General features: G+C 47.7%; 21 protein-coding genes and 1 other annotated feature. Of the genes, 17 read left to right on the top strand and 4 right to left on the bottom strand.

Annotated elements, in window-relative coordinates; genetic code table 11:
• The first annotated feature begins 29 nt into the window (after window positions 1-29).
• Window positions 30-121, top strand: a sequence feature (Trp leader region).
• A 71-nt stretch (window positions 122-192) separates the two neighbouring features.
• From aroF to gspS2, 11 genes are all read left to right on the top strand, one after another.
• Window positions 193-1,206 (top strand): 3-deoxy-7-phosphoheptulonate synthase, encoded by a 1,014-nt coding sequence (gene aroF, locus Q365_RS0121015; RefSeq protein ID WP_028025206.1) that lies wholly within the window; start codon window positions 193-195, stop codon window positions 1,204-1,206.
• Window positions 1,203-2,786: an anthranilate synthase component 1 gene (locus Q365_RS0121010; protein WP_028025205.1), complete on the top strand. Its 1,584-nt coding sequence runs from the start codon at window positions 1,203-1,205 to the stop codon at window positions 2,784-2,786. Before aroF ends, Q365_RS0121010 begins: the two co-directional genes overlap by 4 nt.
• On the top strand, window positions 2,783-3,382 hold the full coding sequence (locus tag Q365_RS0121005; protein ID WP_028025204.1) for an aminodeoxychorismate/anthranilate synthase component II: 600 nt from the start codon (window positions 2,783-2,785) through the stop codon (window positions 3,380-3,382). Before Q365_RS0121010 ends, Q365_RS0121005 begins: the two co-directional genes overlap by 4 nt.
• 26 nt (window positions 3,383-3,408) lie before the next feature.
• Window positions 3,409-4,410 (top strand): anthranilate phosphoribosyltransferase, encoded by a 1,002-nt coding sequence (trpD, locus tag Q365_RS0121000; RefSeq protein ID WP_028025203.1) that lies wholly within the window; start codon window positions 3,409-3,411, stop codon window positions 4,408-4,410.
• Window positions 4,410-5,777 (top strand): bifunctional indole-3-glycerol-phosphate synthase TrpC/phosphoribosylanthranilate isomerase TrpF, encoded by a 1,368-nt coding sequence (gene trpCF, locus Q365_RS0120995; RefSeq protein WP_028025202.1) that lies wholly within the window; start codon window positions 4,410-4,412, stop codon window positions 5,775-5,777. The genes trpD and trpCF overlap by 1 nt, the downstream gene beginning before the upstream one ends.
• Window positions 5,778-5,786: 9 nt before the next feature.
• Window positions 5,787-6,977, top strand: coding sequence for a tryptophan synthase subunit beta (gene trpB, locus Q365_RS0120990; RefSeq protein WP_028025201.1), 1,191 nt, complete (start codon window positions 5,787-5,789; stop codon window positions 6,975-6,977).
• Window positions 6,977-7,798 carry a tryptophan synthase subunit alpha gene (gene trpA, locus Q365_RS0120985; protein WP_028025200.1) on the top strand — a complete coding sequence of 274 codons (822 nt, stop codon included), beginning with the start codon at window positions 6,977-6,979 and terminating at the stop codon, window positions 7,796-7,798. Before trpB ends, trpA begins: the two co-directional genes overlap by 1 nt.
• Window positions 7,799-8,012: 214 nt before the next feature.
• The gene (locus Q365_RS0120980; RefSeq protein ID WP_028025199.1) at window positions 8,013-8,552 is read left to right on the top strand and encodes a septation protein A; all 540 of its coding nucleotides are present in this window, start codon (window positions 8,013-8,015) and stop codon (window positions 8,550-8,552) included.
• 80 nt (window positions 8,553-8,632) lie between these two features.
• A complete protein-coding gene (gene yciA, locus Q365_RS0120975) occupies window positions 8,633-9,031 on the top strand; it encodes an acyl-CoA thioester hydrolase YciA (protein ID WP_028025198.1) in 399 nt (132 codons plus the stop codon).
• 87 nt (window positions 9,032-9,118) lie between these two features.
• A complete protein-coding gene (locus Q365_RS0120970) occupies window positions 9,119-9,421 on the top strand; it encodes a YciI family protein (protein ID WP_028025197.1) in 303 nt (100 codons plus the stop codon).
• A 31-nt stretch (window positions 9,422-9,452) separates the two neighbouring features.
• Window positions 9,453-9,851 (top strand): type II secretion system pilot lipoprotein GspS-beta, encoded by a 399-nt coding sequence (gspS2, locus tag Q365_RS0120965; RefSeq protein WP_028025196.1) that lies wholly within the window; start codon window positions 9,453-9,455, stop codon window positions 9,849-9,851.
• 122 nt (window positions 9,852-9,973) lie between these two features.
• Here gspS2 and Q365_RS0120960 read toward each other — a convergent pair whose 3' ends face one another.
• The 4 genes from Q365_RS0120960 to Q365_RS0120940 form a co-directional block, all read right to left on the bottom strand.
• A complete protein-coding gene (locus Q365_RS0120960; RefSeq protein ID WP_028025195.1) occupies window positions 9,974-10,225 on the bottom strand; it encodes a hypothetical protein in 252 nt (83 codons plus the stop codon).
• A 15-nt stretch (window positions 10,226-10,240) separates the two neighbouring features.
• Window positions 10,241-11,185, bottom strand: coding sequence for a class I SAM-dependent methyltransferase (locus Q365_RS0120955; protein WP_407637605.1), 945 nt, complete (start codon window positions 11,183-11,185; stop codon window positions 10,241-10,243).
• Between the two features lie 261 nt (window positions 11,186-11,446).
• Complete coding sequence (locus Q365_RS0120945; protein ID WP_028025192.1) at window positions 11,447-12,118, bottom strand: TIGR01621 family pseudouridine synthase; 672 nt, start codon at window positions 12,116-12,118, stop codon at window positions 11,447-11,449.
• Window positions 12,119-12,263: 145 nt separating this feature from the next.
• On the bottom strand, window positions 12,264-13,610 hold the full coding sequence (locus Q365_RS0120940; protein ID WP_028025191.1) for a sodium-dependent transporter: 1,347 nt from the start codon (window positions 13,608-13,610) through the stop codon (window positions 12,264-12,266).
• 388 nt (window positions 13,611-13,998) lie between these two features.
• Here Q365_RS0120940 and cls point away from each other — a divergent pair, with 388 nt between their 5' ends.
• The 6 genes from cls to Q365_RS0120910 all read left to right on the top strand — a co-directional run bounded on the left by cls (window position 13,999) and on the right by Q365_RS0120910 (window position 19,384).
• Window positions 13,999-15,459 (top strand): cardiolipin synthase, encoded by a 1,461-nt coding sequence (gene cls / locus Q365_RS0120935; RefSeq protein ID WP_028025190.1) that lies wholly within the window; start codon window positions 13,999-14,001, stop codon window positions 15,457-15,459.
• A gap of 381 nt (window positions 15,460-15,840) precedes the next feature.
• Window positions 15,841-16,269, top strand: coding sequence for a MarR family winged helix-turn-helix transcriptional regulator (locus Q365_RS0120930; protein WP_028025189.1), 429 nt, complete (start codon window positions 15,841-15,843; stop codon window positions 16,267-16,269).
• A gap of 290 nt (window positions 16,270-16,559) precedes the next feature.
• Entirely contained in the window at window positions 16,560-16,862 is a 303-nt protein-coding gene (locus Q365_RS0120925; protein ID WP_028025188.1) for a hypothetical protein, read from the top strand.
• 128 nt (window positions 16,863-16,990) lie between these two features.
• On the top strand, window positions 16,991-17,917 hold the full coding sequence (locus Q365_RS0120920) for a LysR family transcriptional regulator (protein WP_028025187.1): 927 nt from the start codon (window positions 16,991-16,993) through the stop codon (window positions 17,915-17,917).
• A 390-nt stretch (window positions 17,918-18,307) separates the two neighbouring features.
• Complete coding sequence (locus tag Q365_RS0120915; RefSeq protein WP_028025186.1) at window positions 18,308-18,868, top strand: porin family protein; 561 nt, start codon at window positions 18,308-18,310, stop codon at window positions 18,866-18,868.
• Window positions 18,869-18,892: 24 nt separating this feature from the next.
• Window positions 18,893-19,384, top strand: a complete 492-nt coding sequence (locus tag Q365_RS0120910) for a hypothetical protein (RefSeq protein WP_028025185.1) — start codon at window positions 18,893-18,895, stop codon at window positions 19,382-19,384.
• Window positions 19,385-19,450: the final 66 nt, after the last annotated feature.

The following is a 19,450-nucleotide window of genomic DNA, read 5'->3' as shown; positions in this document are numbered from 1 at the left end:
ATAACCTCATCCAACAAACAGCACTGATTAACTGGTGGTGGCACTCCCAATAGCGGGCGGTGTGATGAGTGATAGCCAATAGATAGACGTCACCAAGCCCGCATAACGCGGGTTTTTTTATACCCAATTTTTACCGCCCAGAATGCATTGAGCACCTTATTGAAGGTGGCGGCACCCAAAAGGACTTTTGACATGATTATCGTATTAAAACCCCAAGCGACTGAGCTGCAAGCAAAAGCTATTCTGGGCAAAATCGAACAAGCGGGACTTAAACCGCTTTATATGCCTGGTGTAGAGCGCATTGTTCTTGGCGCATTGGGCGATGAGCGTGTGTTGCAGAAACTCCACCTAGAAAGCGACCCCTTGGTAGAAGAAGTGAAGCCCATCTTGTCCAAATACAAAATGGTCTCCCGTGAGGTACAGGCCCACAATACGGTAGTTCGCATTGGTAACATGGCTGTGGGTGGTAATAAATTCGCCGTGATCGCGGGCCCATGCTCCGTCGAGTCCGAACAGCAATTACTGTCCGTGGCTGATGTTGTAAAAAGTCATGGCGCTGGCGCATTGCGAGGCGGTGCCTATAAACCACGCACCAGTCCTTATGATTTCCAAGGCATGGGCATTGAAGGGCTGAAATTGTTGAAACAAGCCAGCGACGCGACAGGCTTACCCACGGTCTCCGAAGTGATGGAAGTGGGTCAGGTGGATTCACTCTGTGAATACATTGATTGCCTTCAAATCGGCGCTAGAAATATGCAAAATTACGGATTGTTAAAAGCAGTTGGCGAAAGTGGCAAACCGGTCTTGTTAAAACGAGGACTTTCCGCCACTATCGAGGAACTGTTGCTAGCGGCAGAATATATCTATGATGCTGGCAACCCGAACATTATTTTGTGTGAGCGCGGCATTCGCACGTTTGAAACGGCAACCCGCAACACGTTGGATTTAAATGCAGTCGCTTATATAAAGCAACGCAGCCACCTTCCGGTGGTGGTTGACCCTAGCCACGGCACAGGGGTTCGCGAGCTTGTTATCCCACTCTCTCGTGCGGCCGCAGCGGTAGGCGCCGACGGCATCATCGTTGAAAGCCACCTCAATCCAGCAGAAGCGCTGTCTGACGGACATCAAGCGCTCACCGGAGATATGTTCGCGCAACTCATGCAGGAACTAAAACCCTTTGTAGAAGCAGCAGGGAGAACGCTGTGAAAAACCACGCTTTAGAACAAGGCGAACTCGACGTACTTAGCCTGGATGTGCCGTACGTCGCCGCTCCGACAGAATTGTATGCGGCGGTCTGCCAAGACCGTCCTTATAGCCTACTGCTGGAATCCGCAGAGGTGGATTCCAAGCAAGACTTGAAAAGCTTGATGCTCATCGATGCCGCCGTGCGTATCGTATGCCGTGACAGAACCGTAGAACTCGAAGCCAAAACAAAAAATGGTAGAAATGTTCTGAGTGCTGTTGAAGCCGAGCTATCAAAGCAAGGTCTGGCTATCGAATCGCAACGTACCGACGATTTGCTGACACTTCATTTCTCTCAAGAAAACCGAGTGCTGGATGAGGATGCGCGTCTACGCCAACCTTCTCCGTTTGATGCACTGCGTCTGGTTCAACACGCATTCAAATTGGATGGCCTTCCAGAACAAGCGCTAATGATTGGTGGCTTATTCGCCTACGATCTCGTTGCGCAGTTTGAGCCATTGCCAGACGTTGAGTCGGGCAATCAATGTCCAGACTACCTGTTCTACGTCGCTGAAACCTTGTTGGTGATTGACCACCAACGACGTCATGCAACGCTTCAGGGTACACAATTTGGCGGCGCAGAAAACACCGAGACTTACTTCGACCTTAGTCGTCGACTGCAAGCTATCAAAGAAAGCTGCTTGAACCCTATTCCAATGCCAAAAGCAGAAGTCGTCGATACGTCTAACCTCGAGATTTCTGTCAGTGACGAAGATTTCTGCGCTGCGGTTGATGAGCTTAAGCACTACGTCGTCAAAGGCGATGTGTTTCAGGTTGTCCCAAGTCGCCGATTCACACTGCCTTGCCCTTCCCCGCTGAATGCGTATTTGAAGCTCAAACAAGGCAACCCAAGTCCTTACATGTTCTACATGCATGACACCGATTTCACCTTATTTGGTGCATCGCCAGAAAGTGCCCTGAAATACAGCAAAGATACCAACCAAGTCGAGATTTACCCGATTGCGGGCACACGTCCTCGTGGTAAGAATCCAAACGGTTCGATCAACTTGGATTTAGACGGCCGTATCGAACTTGAACTGCGTAACGACACCAAAGAAAACGCCGAGCACATGATGCTGGTTGATTTGGCGCGTAATGACGTGGCACGCATTAGTGAGCCTGGTACTCGTTATGTTGCAGACCTGCTGAAAGTAGACCGCTATAGCCACGTCATGCACCTTGTTTCCCGCGTTGTAGGGCAACTGCGTAACGATCTGGATGCTCTTCACGCTTACCAAGCGTGCATGAACATGGGCACATTAACCGGCGCACCGAAAATTCGTGCCATGCAGCTTATTCGCCAATTTGAACAAAGCCGTCGCGGCAGTTACGGTGGCGCGGTAGGTTACATCACGGGACATGGTGACATGGACACCTGCATCGTGATTCGTTCCGCTTACGTGGAAAACGGCATTGCTCAAATTCAAGCTGGCGCTGGTGTGGTATTTGATTCTGTCCCTCAAGCTGAAGCTGATGAAACACGCGGAAAAGCCCAAGCGGTGTTAACTGCAATTCGAGCAGCACACTCAGGAGGTGCACAATGAGCCAAGCCATGAATGCACACATCGTGCTGATCGATAACTTCGATTCTTTCACTTACAACTTGGTCGATCAATTTCGATCACTGGGCTATCCGGTCACCATTTACCGCAACAGCTTGTCGGCAGACCAAATCGAGCATGCGGTGAGCGAGCTGACTAACCCAGTTGTCGTGTTGTCACCTGGCCCGGGCGCTCCGTCTGAAGCGGGCTGCATGCCAGCGCTGATCCTGAAATTGAAAGGCAAAGTACCGATGATTGGTATTTGTCTCGGTCAACAAGCCATCACAGAAGCCTACGGCGGTGTGGTTGCTGGCGCTGGGGAAATCGTTCACGGCAAAGCGTCGCAAATGACCCACAATGCCCATGCCGTGTTTGGCAACATTGAAAGCCCACTCACCATTGCGCGTTACCACTCGTTGGTCGCGACCAAGGTACCCGATTCACTGGATGTGATTGCGGATGTGGAAGGCTTAGTCATGGCCGTGGTGAACGACGCCGATCGCGTGGTTGGTTTTCAATTCCACCCAGAGTCAATTTTAACAACGAAAGGCGCAGACCTTCTGACAAATACAATCAACTGGGCGACTCAGCCGCGCTGATGGATCACTAGACAAGGAGAGTAAACATGGACGCAATTATCAATAAGCTTTACGAACAAGAATCTCTGTCTCGTGAAGAAAGCCATCAGCTGTTCGACACCATCATCAAAGGTGAATTGGATCCTATTCTGTTGGCTGCGACATTAACGTCGCTCAAAATCAAAGGCGAAACGCCAGAAGAAATCGCAGGTGCTGCGTCTGCATTAACGGCAAATGCAAACCCATTCCCATCGCCTGATTATGATTTCGCTGACATTGTTGGCACTGGCGGTGACGGCTCAAATTCTATCAACATTTCTACCACCGCCGCCTTTGTAGCCGCGGCCTGTGGTGTAAAAGTCGCCAAACACGGTAACCGTGGTGTTTCGAGCAAATCTGGCTCTTCCGACTTGCTTGCTGCGTTTGGTATTGATTTAGCCATGAGCCCTGAAACGGCACGTGGCGCATTAGACGACTTGGGCGTGTGCTTCTTGTTTGCCCCGCAATATCACAGCGGTGTTCGCCACGCGATGCCTGTTCGTCAAACCATGAAAACGCGCACCATCTTTAATTTGTTAGGCCCATTGATTAACCCAGCAAAACCGACACTGGAATTGATGGGTGTGTACGACAAAGCCTTAGTAAGGCCGATTGCAGAAACCATCAAAACCCTTGGTCTAAAGCGCGCTGCAGTTGTTCACGGCAGCGGACTTGATGAAGTCGCGATTCACGGTGAAACCACCGTGGCTGAAATTAAAGATGGCGTGATCACCGAATACACACTGACACCGGAAGATTTCGGCGTTAACACCCACCCTCTCAAATCCATTGAAGGGGGCACGCCGGAAGAAAACCGAGAAATCATCACACAGATCTTGCAAGGCAAAGGAACCGAAGCACAGCAAAGCGCTGTTGCCGTTAACGTTGCACTTCTGCTTCGCCTCTTCGGACAGGAAGATCTGAAAGCCAACACGCAAAAAGCGTTGGACGTGATGAGCAGCGGAAAGCCCTTCGAACTCGTTCAGCAACTTGCGTCACGGAGCAACTAATGGAAACGGTACTAGCAAAAATTGTTGCGGATAAACGCATTTGGATTGAAGCGCGCAAGGCGGCACAGCCGCTAGACAGCTTCATCAACGAGGTCGTACCAAGTGATCGCAGCTTTTACGATGCGCTTTCAGGCAAGCCCGCCAAGTTTATCTTGGAGTGCAAAAAGGCCTCGCCATCAAAAGGTTTGATCCGCGATGACTTCGACTTGGATTACATCGCCAGCGTGTACGGCAACCATGCCGCAGCGATTTCTGTCCTGACAGATGAAAAGTACTTCCAAGGTAATTTCGACTTTCTGCCACAAGTGCGCGGTCAAGTGCCTTGCCCTGTGCTGTGTAAAGATTTCATGGTGGACACCTACCAAGTCTACCTCGCGCGTTTTCATCAAGCCGATGCCATTTTGTTGATGCTGTCTGTGCTGAACGACGATGAATACCGTGAACTGTCGGCACTCGCGCATGAACTTAATCTTGGTGTACTGACCGAAGTCAGTAACGAGGAAGAACTGGAACGTGCCATTGCGCTAAAAGCCAAGGTTGTTGGTATTAATAACCGTAACCTGCGCGATCTAAGCATCGACTTAAACCGTACGAAAGAACTCGCACCGCGTTTGTCTGAAGACACCATCGTGATTTCAGAATCAGGCATCTATACCCATCAACAAGTGCGTGAGCTTGCACCTTTCGCCAACGGCTTTTTGATTGGTAGCTCGTTAATGTCTGAAGACGATGTGGAACGTGCCGTGCGCCGCGTGCTTTACGGTGACAACAAAGTCTGCGGTTTAACACGTGCAGAAGACGCAAAAGCCGCTTACGACGCCTATGCCAACTACGGCGGCCTGATTTTTGTTGAGAAGTCACCGCGCTTTGTGGATGTGGAAGCGGCTCGAAAAGTCATGGAAGGCGCACCTCTCGCTTACGTGGGCGTGTTCCAAAACCATGAACTGTCAGAGGTTGCTGAGACAGCAAACGCACTCTCACTGTCAGCGGTTCAGTTGCACGGCAATGAAGATGGCGACTATGTGAAAGCGTTACGTGAAGCCTTGCCAAGCAGTACCCAAATTTGGAAAGCCCACGGCGTAAGCGATACCGCTCCTGCTTTGGAAGCCAACGCTGACAGAAATCTTTTCGACAGCCGTGTGGGAACACAAAGCGGCGGAACAGGCAAAGCGTTTGATTGGTCCCTTATTCCAGATGATCGCAAAGACACCGTGATGATCGCAGGTGGCCTTTCGCAAGAAAACGCAAAAGACGCAGCACAACTGGGCTGCGCAGGACTCGATTTTAACTCTGGCGTCGAAAGTGCGCCGGGTATTAAAGATAAACAAAAATTGGACGCTGCATTCTCAGCGCTTAGAGATTACTAAAGGACAGTTATGACTAAGTTGAATGCCTACTTCGGCGAATTTGGTGGTCAATACGTACCACAGATCTTGGTTCCAGCACTGGACCAGCTAGAACAAGCGTTTATTGATGCGCAAAGTGACCCAGAATTTCAAAAGGAATTTATTGGCCTTTTGGAAGAATACGCAGGTCGCCCAACCGCATTGACGCTAACGCGCAACCTTACCAAAGGCACCAAGACCAAGCTGTACCTAAAGCGTGAAGACCTACTTCACGGTGGTGCGCACAAAACCAATCAGGTTTTAGGTCAGGCACTGCTCGCGAAACGCATGGGCAAGAAAGAGATCATCGCTGAAACAGGCGCGGGTCAGCACGGTGTAGCAACCGCACTGGCTTGTGCACTGCTTGATTTGAAATGCCGCGTTTACATGGGTGCAAAAGACGTAGAACGTCAAAGCCCGAATGTTTTCCGCATGAAGTTGATGGGCGCTGAAGTGATTCCTGTTCACTCTGGTTCTTCAACCCTGAAAGATGCGTGTAACGAAGCGCTACGCGACTGGTCTGCAAGCTATGATGAAGCGCATTATCTTTTAGGCACGGCAGCGGGTCCTCACCCCTTCCCGACCATTGTGCGTGAATTCCAGAAAATGATTGGTGAAGAAACCAAGCAACAGATTTTGGAACGCGAAGGTCGCTTGCCTGATAGCGTGATTGCCTGTGTCGGCGGCGGTTCAAACGCCATTGGTATGTTTGCAGATTTCATCGAAGAATCTGATGTGGGCTTGATTGGCGTTGAGCCAGCAGGTTTAGGCTTGGACACAGACCAACATGGCGCGCCACTTAAACACGGCAAGCTGGGTATTTTCTTTGGAATGAAATCGCCACTGATGCAAGACCCGAATGGTCAGGTTGAAGAGTCATACTCTGTCTCTGCGGGCCTCGATTTCCCATCTGTTGGCCCTCAACACGCGCACTTGAACTCGATTGGTCGCGCCGAATACGTTGCCATTACCGATGATGAAGCGCTCGACGCATTCCAAGAATTGGCTCGCCATGAAGGGATTATTCCTGCGCTGGAGTCTGCTCACGCCTTGGCTTACGCACTGAAAATGGCGCGCGAGAACCCAGAGAAAGAGCAATTGTTAGTGGTTAACTTGTCAGGTCGTGGAGACAAAGACATCTTCACCGTGCACGATATTTTGAAAGAAAAAGGAGTGATGTAATGGCTGCGACCTTGTCTCACCGCTATGAAGCGATGTTTGAAAAACTCGATGCCAAAGGCGAAGGTGCCTTCGTTCCTTTCGTGACCATTGGCGATCCAAACCCTGAGCAATCACTAAAAATCATCGAAACGTTAGTGGCTAACGGCGCTGACGCTCTCGAACTGGGTATTCCTTTTTCTGACCCATTGGCAGATGGCCCAACAATTCAAGGCGCAGCAATCCGCGCATTGGATTCTGGCACCACACCTGACAACTGCTTTGATATTCTGCGTCAAGTGCGTGAAAACCACCCTGAGATCCCTATGGGTCTGTTGATGTACGCCAACTTGGTGTTCGCGAACGGTATCGACAACTTCTACGCCAAATGCGCAGATGCAGGTGTGGATTCGGTTCTCATTGCTGACGTTCCAGCGGGCGAATCCAAAGAGTTTCGTGATTCAGCGGCTAAACATGGTGTTCACGCCATCTTCATTGCGCCACCGAATGCCAATGAAGACACACTGAAAACCATTTCAGAGCTTGGCGGCGGTTACACTTACTTGCTATCACGCGCTGGCGTAACGGGTGCAGAAACCAAAGCGGGTCAGCCGATTGATCATTTGTTGAAGAAACTTAGCGATTACGGAGCGCCACGCCCACTGCTTGGTTTCGGTATTTCTGAGCCCTCACAGGTGAAAGAAGCCATTGCAGCCGGAGCTGCGGGTGCCATTTCAGGCTCTGCCGTGGTTAAAATCATTGAACGTAATGTGAATGATGAAGCCACCATGCTCAAAGAACTCGGTGAGTTTGTTGTGAACCTTAAAGCGGCAACCATCAAATAACGGGCAACGACAATTAATCGTTTATCAGCTTCCAACGCGATTTTACGCATTGGATGAATACTATCCAAAAGGTCAGCATTTCTGCTGACCTTTTCAATTCAAGTCTCCCCTCGTGACCATATACCAATCAGAATAAGATTTCGGTAAACTTCAACTCTATATAAACGCACCCCACGCAAATTGCCTTTGGGGGCGAACAAGGACACGTGTCTGAATGAAACAGCTCCTCGACTTTATCCCACTCATTATCTTCTTTGCGCTCTACAAGATGTACGACATCTATACCGCCACAGGCGCACTGATTGTCGCTACCATCATTCAGGTGATCTTAACGTGGGTGCTTTACAAGAAAGTAGAGAAAATGCAGATCGTCACTGCAGCCTTGGTCGCCGTGTTTGGTGGCATGACCCTCTTTTTTCACGATGACAATTTCATCAAATGGAAAGTAACCATCGTCTATATGCTGTTTTCTATCGGCCTGATTGTTTCACAAATCATGGGCAAGCCGCTGATCAAAGGCATGCTTGGGAAAGAGATCACCTTACCTGAAGCCGTATGGCGCAATATTAACAATGCTTGGGTGGCCTTCTTTGCCGTACTCGCTGTGCTTAACGTTTATATTGCCTACACCCTGCCTTTAGATGTGTGGGTGAACTTCAAGGTGTTTGGCTTAATGGCCATCACGCTGGCCTATACAATGGCAACAGGCGTATATATCTATAAGCATCTGCCCAAAGATACCGATTCAGAATAATGACAATATACCCAAGCAAACTGAAGTTGCTTGGGTATATAGATTTTGCGATTTAAACACCTCATCTCGGAAGTAGTAAGATGTCAGAAATAAATAATTGCCCACGCGGTCAACTGTTACTGCGCACACTGGCGATGCCCGCTGACACCAATGCCAATGGCGACATTTTTGGCGGTTGGATCATGTCTCAATTGGATTTAGCGGGTGCCATTTTGGCAAAAGAAGTCTCCCATGGTCGAGTCGTCACTGTCTCTGTCGAAGAGATTGTATTCAAAACCCCAGTATCGGTCGGTGATGTCGTATGCTGTTACGGTGAATGCACCCGCATTGGCCGTACATCTATGAGTGTTAGCCTTGAGGTATGGATCAAGCCTGTCGCAACCGATGGCGTTGGCCAGAGAAAGAAAGTCTGCGAAGCAACATTCAATTATGTGGCGATTGATGGTGACGGCCGCCCAAGAGCGATAAATAAGTCATAAATCAGACAATAGCGTCAGCATGAATCTTTAGCCTTGCTTACAATAGGCCAATGAAACAAGAAACGAATTAACGCGGAGAGAACACGGATGTGGTACGTCATTTTTTCACAAGATGTTGAAAACAGTTTGCCATTACGTCTACAGGTAAGAGAGCAACACTTAGCACGATTGCACGAATTGGATTCACAGGGGCGCTTATTAGTTGCTGGCCCTAACCCTGCTATCGACAGTGAAGACCCAGGCGAAGCGGGATTCACAGGTTCAACCGTTATCGCAAAGTTTGATAGCCTCGACGATGCAAAAGCATGGGCGGATGCTGACCCTTATATCGACGCTGGCGTCTACAAAGACGTTATCGTTAAACCTTTCAAGAAAGTGCTTCCAGCCTAACTGGCTGCCAGCAAACGCATAGGACCCCGTAATGCGAAAATTTTCAACAACAGGTCGAATCGCTTTAGCTGGTGCCGTTGCACTCATGCTATCTGCTTGTTCGACTACCTCAGATCAAGAAATCGCTGAATCGTTCGCGGAGCAACGTGCCGACATACTCAGCAAAATTGTTCCAGTGAACATGAACGGTTATAACTTGGTCCGTGCTAAAGCCAACGGCTCTGAGATCGAACTCACCTTACTTTACGCTGAAAGCGGTGACGTTGCGCCAGCTGCTCTGGTCGAAAAACTGAAAAAGACCTACTGCACAGACAACGAGATTTTGTCTCTGCTCGAAAAAGGCGTGAGTTACAAACTGTTGGTAAGAGATGCTCGTGGACGCCCAGTGTTTGATCGAGTGATATCGAAAAACGACTGCACTGCGTCATAAGTTCTCATCGTATTCTCGATATAAAAAATCCCGCCAATGCGGGATTTTTTGACTCTAACATTCAGATTCCCAGATGGATATCGTCCTAACCGTATCGCTCCATCGCTATCACGTGCATACACTCACGACGCCTGAAAGCCAAGAATGAATGACATCACTTTTTCACGGGGCATTTCACAAGGTTTGAGTGACCACACATCATCGACCAAATATAGATTACCGCTGATAAAGTCCGTCCCTGATAACGCTTCCGCAAACACTTTTACAGCGTGACCATTGCTATAACGTTTGACCGTCAATCCCCAACGTTCGTTCTGGTAGACCACCTCATGGTGACCTGACGCTAACTCACTGATCCGTTGAAATGCGTCCATGAGAACTCTCCGTCGTTAAATCTGACGTTTAAAGTGCATCACTTTTAGCGCGCTGTCTGTATCAATATCTTCAAATTCTGGCGGATTCTCTAAACGAGAAACAAATTCAAATCCTGGCGCACACTCAGCCATCTGCTCAGTCAGGAAACTCGGTTGAATATCGGGGGCATTAACACATGCCAACACATCACCGCCTTCTTCAACAAGATCAGGCAAACGGCGCAGAATCTTGGCGTAATCCTTGGTCAACACGAAGCTGCCTTTCTGGAACGAAGGCGGATCGATAATGACCAGATCATAAGGGCCATATTTTTTAACTTTGCCCCATGATTTAAAGAGCTCATGCCCCAAGAACGCCACTTGATTAAGGTTGTGACCATTTAGCTGATGGTTCTCTCGACCACGGGACAATGACGATTTCGCCATATCCAAGTTGACCACTTGGTCAGCCTTACCTTCCACCGCTGCCACTGAGAAACCGCACGTGTAAGCGAATAGATTCAACACACGTTTATGTTTTGCGTTGTTTTGCACCCACTCTCGGCCCAAACGCATATCTAGAAATAAGCCATTGTTTTGGCGTTTGCCCAAGTCCAACTTATAGGTAAGGCCATTTTCAACGACATTGATCTGCTGAGGCTGCTCACCCACTAAAGTTTCTGTTTCAGCGCCTTCGCGATCACGGTGTTGTAGAACCACCGTTGTCCCACCCGCATTTATCCACGTGTCACTTTGGCAGAATTGTTCGATACCTTCACGAAGTGCTTGATAGAACGCAGGCTCGGCTTCTTTAAATATCGCGATTTGCAACACGCCTTGTCCAAGCCAATCTGCAGTGATTTGCTCAAGACCTTCATAACAGCGCCCACGACCATGAAAAACACGCCTTACTTCATTTCCACACGCTTTAATACGCTCAGAAATAACGTCAAAGAAAGTGCCTAGTGCATCAGGATTCATCATGGTTGGTTTCCTTTGGCTCATCGTGAATGATACTAGAGAGTTCGACCGGAGCGCCGCTCATCTGGAGGTTATAGAATTCACAGTTACGACGAGTGCGCGTGCGTGCGACTTTCTTTTTATGTTGCCGTCTAATATTCGCCAACGCCCATAGGCGCGATTGTTTCAAGCTACGATTTTTGCTGCGTGCATGCTGCATGCTTATCTCCAATGCTCTCCGTCCATGGAGATCTTTGGCTTGAGAGACTCAGGCCAACACGATTATTTTTGATTCGGTAGTTTCGGCCAAGGTAAGGCTTGCGGGGTTGACCAGCCTTCAGGCAGTGTCGACCATTGTTCACCGATTGACGGAGGCAAGAGAAACTCATAGCGCTCTCCTGCGTGGTCAAACTGCAACCCATAGGCATGCAAGTAACCGCGATCTGCCGCTGCGCCACCGTATATGTCATCACCCAGAATGGTGGCGCCAACACTTTTTAACGCCACGCGAATCTGATGAGTTTTGCCTGTATGTGGTTTACACAGAAATACCCGACGACCTTCCTCACCCGCAGTTGAAAAAAACTGGGTAACAGCAGGATTGGTTTTACTTGGCAATAATTTCCACATTGAACGACGGCTTTTCGCCATGTCGCCAATGATGATGCCCTGCTTTTTGGTTGGCTTCTTGGCAGACACCGCCACATAAAATTTCTGTACTGTCTTTTCCGCAAACATTTGAGAAAGCGAAGATGCAGCAGCTTGATGCCGACCAAGCAACAAAAGCCCTGAAGTCATTTTATCGAGGCGATGGATCAAATAGAGTTGCTTATCACCCGTTTGCTTTGCGATTTCCGCAAGCAGTGGCTGCTCATTGTCGTCTTTATGGACACTGATCCCCGGATGCTTGTCGATGACAAGAAAGTCTTTGTTTTGAAAGACCAGACTAAACATGTCTAATCCCATTATTGTGAGTCATAGAATTGTTGTGAGTAATTGAATCAGCGCCGAGTGTAAACGGAATGGCGCTCGGGGAGAAGTCACAGGCAGTAGAAAGACAAAATCCCCAGCATGCCGGGGATTTTATTGGCAATCGTATTTATTTCAGCAAAGGCCAGAAGAATACCAGCGCCATCAATAGAGGGCAGACGATTCTTACGTAGGTCGGCCACACTTTCCAGAACCAGCTCGTTGCCAATTCAGGGTTGCCTTGGCTTAACTCTTCTAGCACTTGGTTGCGCTTCCAAATCCAGCCAGCAATCAGCGCCATAATCACACCCAAAATCGGCTGCATATATTCGGTTGTCACGCTGATCACGGTGCCGAACATGCTGCCAAAGTTGAAAATGATCAGTGCCGAGAATAGTGCAATGGCACCGCCCACCCACCAAGACACGCTTTTACGGTCTTTGTTAAGTTCCTCTGACAAACATGCAACAGGCACTTCAAGCATGGAAATGGACGACGTCAATGCTGCAATCACCATCAAAGCAAAGAAGGCAACACCCACAATCAGCCCTGCACTGCCCATGGTATCGAACATGGCTGGGAGGACATTGAATACCAAGGTATCACCGTCTAACAATGCGCCGCTTTCACTATAGATTTGTACGCCATTCTTTTGCGCCACAAACATGGCAGGCAGAATCAATAAGCCCGCGACAAATGCCACGCCGGTATCAAGCAGCGCGACTTGCGCGGCTGTCTTGGGAATATCCGCATCTTTGCGCAAGTAAGAACCGTACACCATCATGGTACATACACCGATGGAGAGCGAGAAGAATGCTTGTCCCATCGCGCTCACCATCAAGTCTGGGGAGAAATGCGACGTGTCAGGGACGAGGTACATTTTCAGGCCATCAATCGCACCCGGTTGGAACAAGGTATAGCCAACCATGGCAATGAACAGCACAAATAGGATTGGCATCAAACGGGTTGACCACTTTTCGATACCGTCAGCGACGCCATTGCGCACCACCAAGATGGTCAGCACCATGAATACAGCCATCAGTACCAGGTTTCGCTCGGTGCTAAACCCTTCAAGCCAAGCTGCAGCGCTTTCGAAACCAGCAACACTCAATAGTGGGCCGATCAGAAAACCAAAGAACCAGCCTGCAACAATGGCGTAGAAACTCAAAATCCCACTGACACCTAACATGCCAGCTATACCAACGGTTGAGCCCAAGGCTTTGTTCTTAGGTGCAACAGAAATTAAAGAACGAATAGGGTTAGATGCACCAAATCGACCAATCGTTAGCTCTGCCACCAACAATGGGTAAGCCAAGATGAAAACCATGGCCAAATAAGTCATTAAAAATACAGCACCGCCGTTGCTGGCCGCCTGCGTGGGAAAACCCCAAATATTACCAAGACCAACGGCCGATCCCGCCGCCGCCAATATGAATCCTAGTCGGGAAGAAAACTGGGCTCTGTTACTGCTTGCCATACGCACTCTCTACTACAAACGATGATGTTGATATCCATACCCAGCGTTTACTGCCAGTCCATGGCACTACCCCAGTCAGCCGTGTAAACTTATCATTACAGGAGACAGGTGACCCGTTTTTCAAACAGGCATGGCAAGTAAACCAGTTCTAAATTAAAATTTGAAGCGTTCGCGCTATATTTTTCTCACAGGCGATATATACCTCTAAATACATCACCATCCTCGTTACTTTATAAACCACAAAAACCCACAAATAATTAACATTTACCTTTACGCATTCACACTCGCTACGTATTCATTCACGTTTGCTACATCGAGACACTAAATACAGTGCATAGTGAGAGTCTTCACTCTATATTGGGTAACGTGTTGAGCTAAATAGATTGATATGGAACAGATTTATCAGATCCTTGTTTGGGCAAGTGTTTTCCTCTATTGGTTGCTCATCGCCGGTGTGACTATACGTGTTGTACTTAAGCGTCGTGCTTTGGGTGTGTCTATTGCTTGGCTGATGATCATCTACATCATTCCTATTGTTGGGGTAATTCTCTATTTACTCTTTGGTGAACTCAACTTAGGAAGAAAGCGCGCAGAGCGTGCCAAAGCCATGTTTGCGCCCTACCTCAACTGGCTTGAAACCCTCAATCAATGTGAAGCGCATCGCCCCCACCACCATAGTTTTCTAGCAAGGCCAGTCCACGATTTATGTTTACGCAGAGCGGGCATCCCGGCGCTTGCTGGCAACCAACTGTCTTTGCTCAATCAAACCAACGATATTCTGAGAAACATCGCCCAAGAGGTTAAGCAAGCTAAGTCTTCCATTAATATGGTTTTCTATATTTGGCATCCAGGTGGCCATGCTGATGATGTCGCTCACGCGATTTGTTCTGCAGCAAAGCGTGGTGTCACTGTTCGAGTTTTGCTTGATTCTGCAGGCAGCAAAGCATTCTTTAAGAGCCACTGGCCGGATTCGATGCGTAAAGCCGGTGTCGAGCTCATCGAAGCACTGGCGGTAAGTCCAGCCCGTATGTTTTTGCGCCGCTTGGACATTCGCCAACATCGAAAAATTGTCATTATCGACAATAAAATCGCATTCACCGGCTCCATGAACATGGTCGACCCACGCTTCTTCAAGCAAGATGCGGGCGTAGGTCAATGGGTGGATATCATGGTGAAAGTCGACGGTCCGTCAGTACCAATTCTGAACAGTATTTTTGCGTGGGATTGGGAGTTTGAAACTGGTCTTCGCTATCTACCCGATCTGCCAGAATGTAGCCTTATTGAACAACATCAACACGCGAACCATTCTGTGCAGGTTGCTCCTTCTGGCCCCGGCATGCCTGATGGGATCATCCAGCAAGTTCTCATGTTGGCGATCCACCAAGCGAAAAAAAGCCTCACGATAACTACACCTTACCTAGTGCCCAGTGAAAGCCTGATGAGCGCCCTACAAACCACAGCTCAACGAGGCGTGACGGTGAACATCATTATTCCTGCGAAAAACGATAGCTTGATGGTCGATTGGGCGAGTCGTTCATTTTTTAATGATTTGCTGCGTGCTGGTATTAATATCTACCGATTCAACGGCGGTTTGCTGCATACAAAGTCAGTCATGGTCGATGACAATTTCTGTCTGATGGGCACGGTCAATCTCGACATGCGCAGCTTGTGGCTAAATTTCGAACTCACTCTGTGTGTTGACGACCCAGACTTTTGTGAAGAGATGATTGCTTTACAACAGTCTTACATCTCCGACTCCACCATTGTGAGTCTGGAACAATGGTCAAAGCGCTCAATATTCAACCGACCCATCGAGCAATTTTTCTACATGTTTAGCCCTCTACTGTAGAAAATATTGATCTTGCTTCCACCTTTTGTCGGGTTGATTTTGATTCTAAACCCAATGAAAGTGTTACCCACATCACGATTTATATTTATTTACAATTATTTAAGTACACGACAGACATTCTGTTCGGTTGACATGAGGCCGATATTTCACCGCTAACGATAGCAAAGCTGGCGAGGATATATACAAGCCATCTCACCCTTAAGACAATCGATTTTCTGCCTGCATTGAAACCTCTTTTAATTCAGCCAATTAGACTAAAATAATTGTAAATCGTCACCGCCACACACTCTCACTTAGAGAGTGTCTAGCAGGTTAGACTTTTTCTTAACGTCAGCGGTAATATGCGCGCCTCTTACCACACATTTTTAGATAGTGACTATCGTGTATATTCAATCGGAGCTCAGCTCTTTATGCCGGCTTATTGCCCTTAAATCTGAAAAACGAGCGCAAGACTGGCTTGAGAGCAAAGGTATTTGTATCAGTTCTGAGCAAGCAATCACCATCATGGCTATCTCCAAAGAGAACGAGCTTCGCCAAGGTGATTTGATGGGCATGCCGTATCTAGCGAGTGAGAAATCGAAAGTCAGCCGCATTGTTCAAAGTCTCGTAATGGAAGGTTACATCCTACGACGCGATGACTTGAATGACCGACGTTCAAAAATCCTAACATTGACAGATAAAGGTCTATCAATGTCAGAACAATTAGAGCAGACAGAACACTTCAATAGAGAACTCGTTAGCAATCTATTTTCGCAAGAAGAAATGTACACGATACAGACATCACTGCAGAGAATTGCCAGCGTGATGTAACGCATACAAGCCTGACTTTACGTCAGGCTTTCTTTTATCTCACTAGCGAAAATAGCCAAAGCCTTCCGTTTCTGTTCCGACCAAAATGCAACCCAATGCATCAAACAATGTGGTTCTCGCCTTCATCACCTGCTTAACAATACCGTATTAAATACGTGAAAAAAGTTTCATTTACGCATCATAGTTTTGCCTCATTTTTAGTACTTTTTGGCAAAAGCGCTTCGATCTTTATGCATCTTGTTGTCTACACTCAATGAGTGGTGAGGAGATGACGCACAGAGGGACAACACATGTTGGCAAGACGCAGAAACTACCTATTGAAAGACACTAAACAACTTCACGCAAATGTTCATGTAATCCCAACAGGAACACTCGAAGTGGAAATCGTAGAAAAACACCAATGTCACGCTGCAGAGTTTGAACACCTTAGATTTGAACGCAGCGGAAGAGTGACCAAATTGGTTGGCAAACACACGTCAAATGGTAAACCCGTCCACTGGCAACTGCCGCTTGCCAACGATGATGCACAAGAGTTAGAAAACCTCATAGAGCAAGCAACAGAAGAACTAGAAATACTCATGAGAGATTTATAACAAAAAGTAGCAATAGCCATGCCTCTTCCAGCGCTGCCTTGGCAGCGCATTTTTTTTGTTGTTACTCTGGAGCATATCTCTATTGTTCTACATAATGGCATTAGTTAATTCAGCGACTAAGAGCCAGCATGTCTCGAGATATTTTCAACACTATTGACTTGAATCTACTGCGTGTTTTCCTCGTGTTATTTCAAGAGCGAAATACCAGAAAAGCAGCTGAAAGGCTCTATGTCACTCAACCTGCAATCAGTCAGAACCTCAAGAAACTGCGCCATTTCTTCAAAGATGATCTTTTCGTCAAAGTCCCTGCGGGTTTACAACCTACCCCGGTTGCAGAAGAAATCGCAAAGAAAGTGATTCCCTCTTTGAACAGCATGCAATCAGCACTGAATGAATTAGATAATTTTGACCCTCTAACTGAAACCAAGAAAGTTCGAATTGCCCTCGCTCCACTCGTCATGATCAGCCTTGCTGGTACATTCATTCTCGAACTACAAAAGAAAGCACCCAACCTAGAAGTAGAAATCGTCAATTGGTCCTCGACAACATTCGAAGACATCGAAAGCGGCCTTCTGCTTGCAGGTATTTCATACGTGGATGAGCGAATACCAAAACACATCAGGGCGATTGAAATCGCAAGCGTCACTGCTTGTTGTGCTGTTAGACGCGACCACCCACTCCAAGGTGACTCTGCAACACCGCAAGAATATTCCGCCTATGAATTAGCCTCTTTGATCATTCCAGGCTGGAGCGAAGATATGCCTTTAGCCGCTAAAAAAATGCAGGCTCTATCACTTCCCTACAAAATCGGATTTCGTTCAGCCTACCCCATGGCCATTGTGGATGTTATTCAAAAAACCGACATGTTCTTTGCAACAAGTAACTTATTCCCCTTTAGTAACTATCCCTCACTTCGGCGCATAAATATCGACACACAAGACTTTGAACTTAATTACGCGCTCAAGAGCTATATTCATCAACGCAATAGCAACGATTCGCTAACTCAATGGATTAACGGTCTTATTGAGGAGGAACTCAAACAAATCATCCAATAAGCAACGCTTATTGCGGAGATAAACAGCCCTAATTACACCTCATGAGTCAACATCTCTAATATTGCTTTGCCAACAGGAAAAGGCGTATACCCAAGCAACCTGAAGATGCTCGATTTCAGAGGCCATCAGAGTGTTCAATTCGAGGCAAATTCTTGTAGGAATAGTCATTCTATTTCACAGGAATTTGACGATGAAGTGGACGCTCTGATGGCCTCCCTTCGGGCGAGTTTACTGACGCCATGCTCGGTGTTGTCCCTTTTTGATGGAGATCACTACATCGGCAAAGGGACGCCTTGATCATAACGTCAGTAAAGCTCGCTGAATCCTGCATCTTCAGGTTACTTGGGTATATAAACAGCAGGGACGCTCTTTAACGAATAGAGAGCACTCATGAAACGTAAACTAATCGCCACAACCCTTTCCCTAGTTCTACTTCCTTTCACCGTTGTCGCTGATGATTTTTCAGGTCATCGCGTTGGCATCGGTTTTGTGTCGACCGACATCGAAAATACACAGGGAGAGCGTGTTGATTGGGGGTCTGGCTTCAAACTTGAGTACGGCTACGATATCAACAAAATTGTTGGCGTAAACCTTTCCTATAGCAACACCAGTGACGGTGTTCAGCACTACTTCAATTCACAACGCGTTGGCGCAGATATCAGCACGAATACATTCAAATTTGACACTGACATTGGATACACCTTCCAGCAGAACAATTTTGCTATTAAGCCTTATGGCGCCCTAGGTTTTGCGAGTTACAAAGATAAGCTCGATATCCATCTCGGTGATGGCAACACGTCATCTCACTCCTACAAAGAATCAACGCCTTACTTTGGCTTCGGTGTCAGAGGAACATTAGCTCAAGGCCTCTATGCCGACCTGCGACTCGATTACCTGCTTGATGACGCGTATACCGATCAGTTCTCTTTCACCGTTGGCTATAAGTTTTAACCCTCAGCTTTCAGGAATGACCTAATGATAAAAAAATCACTTTGTGCAATGGCCCTGTTAGCGAGCAGCGCAGCCACAGCAGATGTTCACTTTTCTCCTGACCTCAAATTAGGCATGCAGTGGGGGATTGGCGCACAGCTGGGTGTCCAAGATGTCATGGGCTTTGAGGCCGTTTATGGCAGCTTTGGAATTTCAGACTCTCACTGGTTTTCTGACAAGGAATCCATCAAACACTATCGCGTCGGCGTTCAATATGAAGAGAAGAAGCATCAGGCATATTCTGTGCAAATGGAGGCAGGCCTCGCTGAATATAAAGGGAGCCGCAATTACTTCAGTAGAGATCGTGAAGATCTCAAAGCCTATGGACCGAGCGTGGCTGCTGCGCTGGTGTTTGACTACAACTTACCGATCAAAGTGAGATATGGGCTTGAGCTGAATTACTTTCGACATCAAGAGACCTACTTGCCAAGCGGTTTGGCCCCTCAGATCAATGTCGGCATCATTCTCCCACTTTAATACATAATAATTGTGCGCCGACTTCAACCTTTTATGAACATTAGCCTTTTGCCATCTTTCTATCCC

It is taken from the genome of Enterovibrio calviensis DSM 14347 (assembly GCF_000621165.1).
Taxonomy (GTDB): domain Bacteria; phylum Pseudomonadota; class Gammaproteobacteria; order Enterobacterales; family Vibrionaceae; genus Enterovibrio; species Enterovibrio calviensis.
Note: the sequence above shows the minus strand (reverse complement) of the source record. Positions and strands in the feature narration are given on the sequence as shown.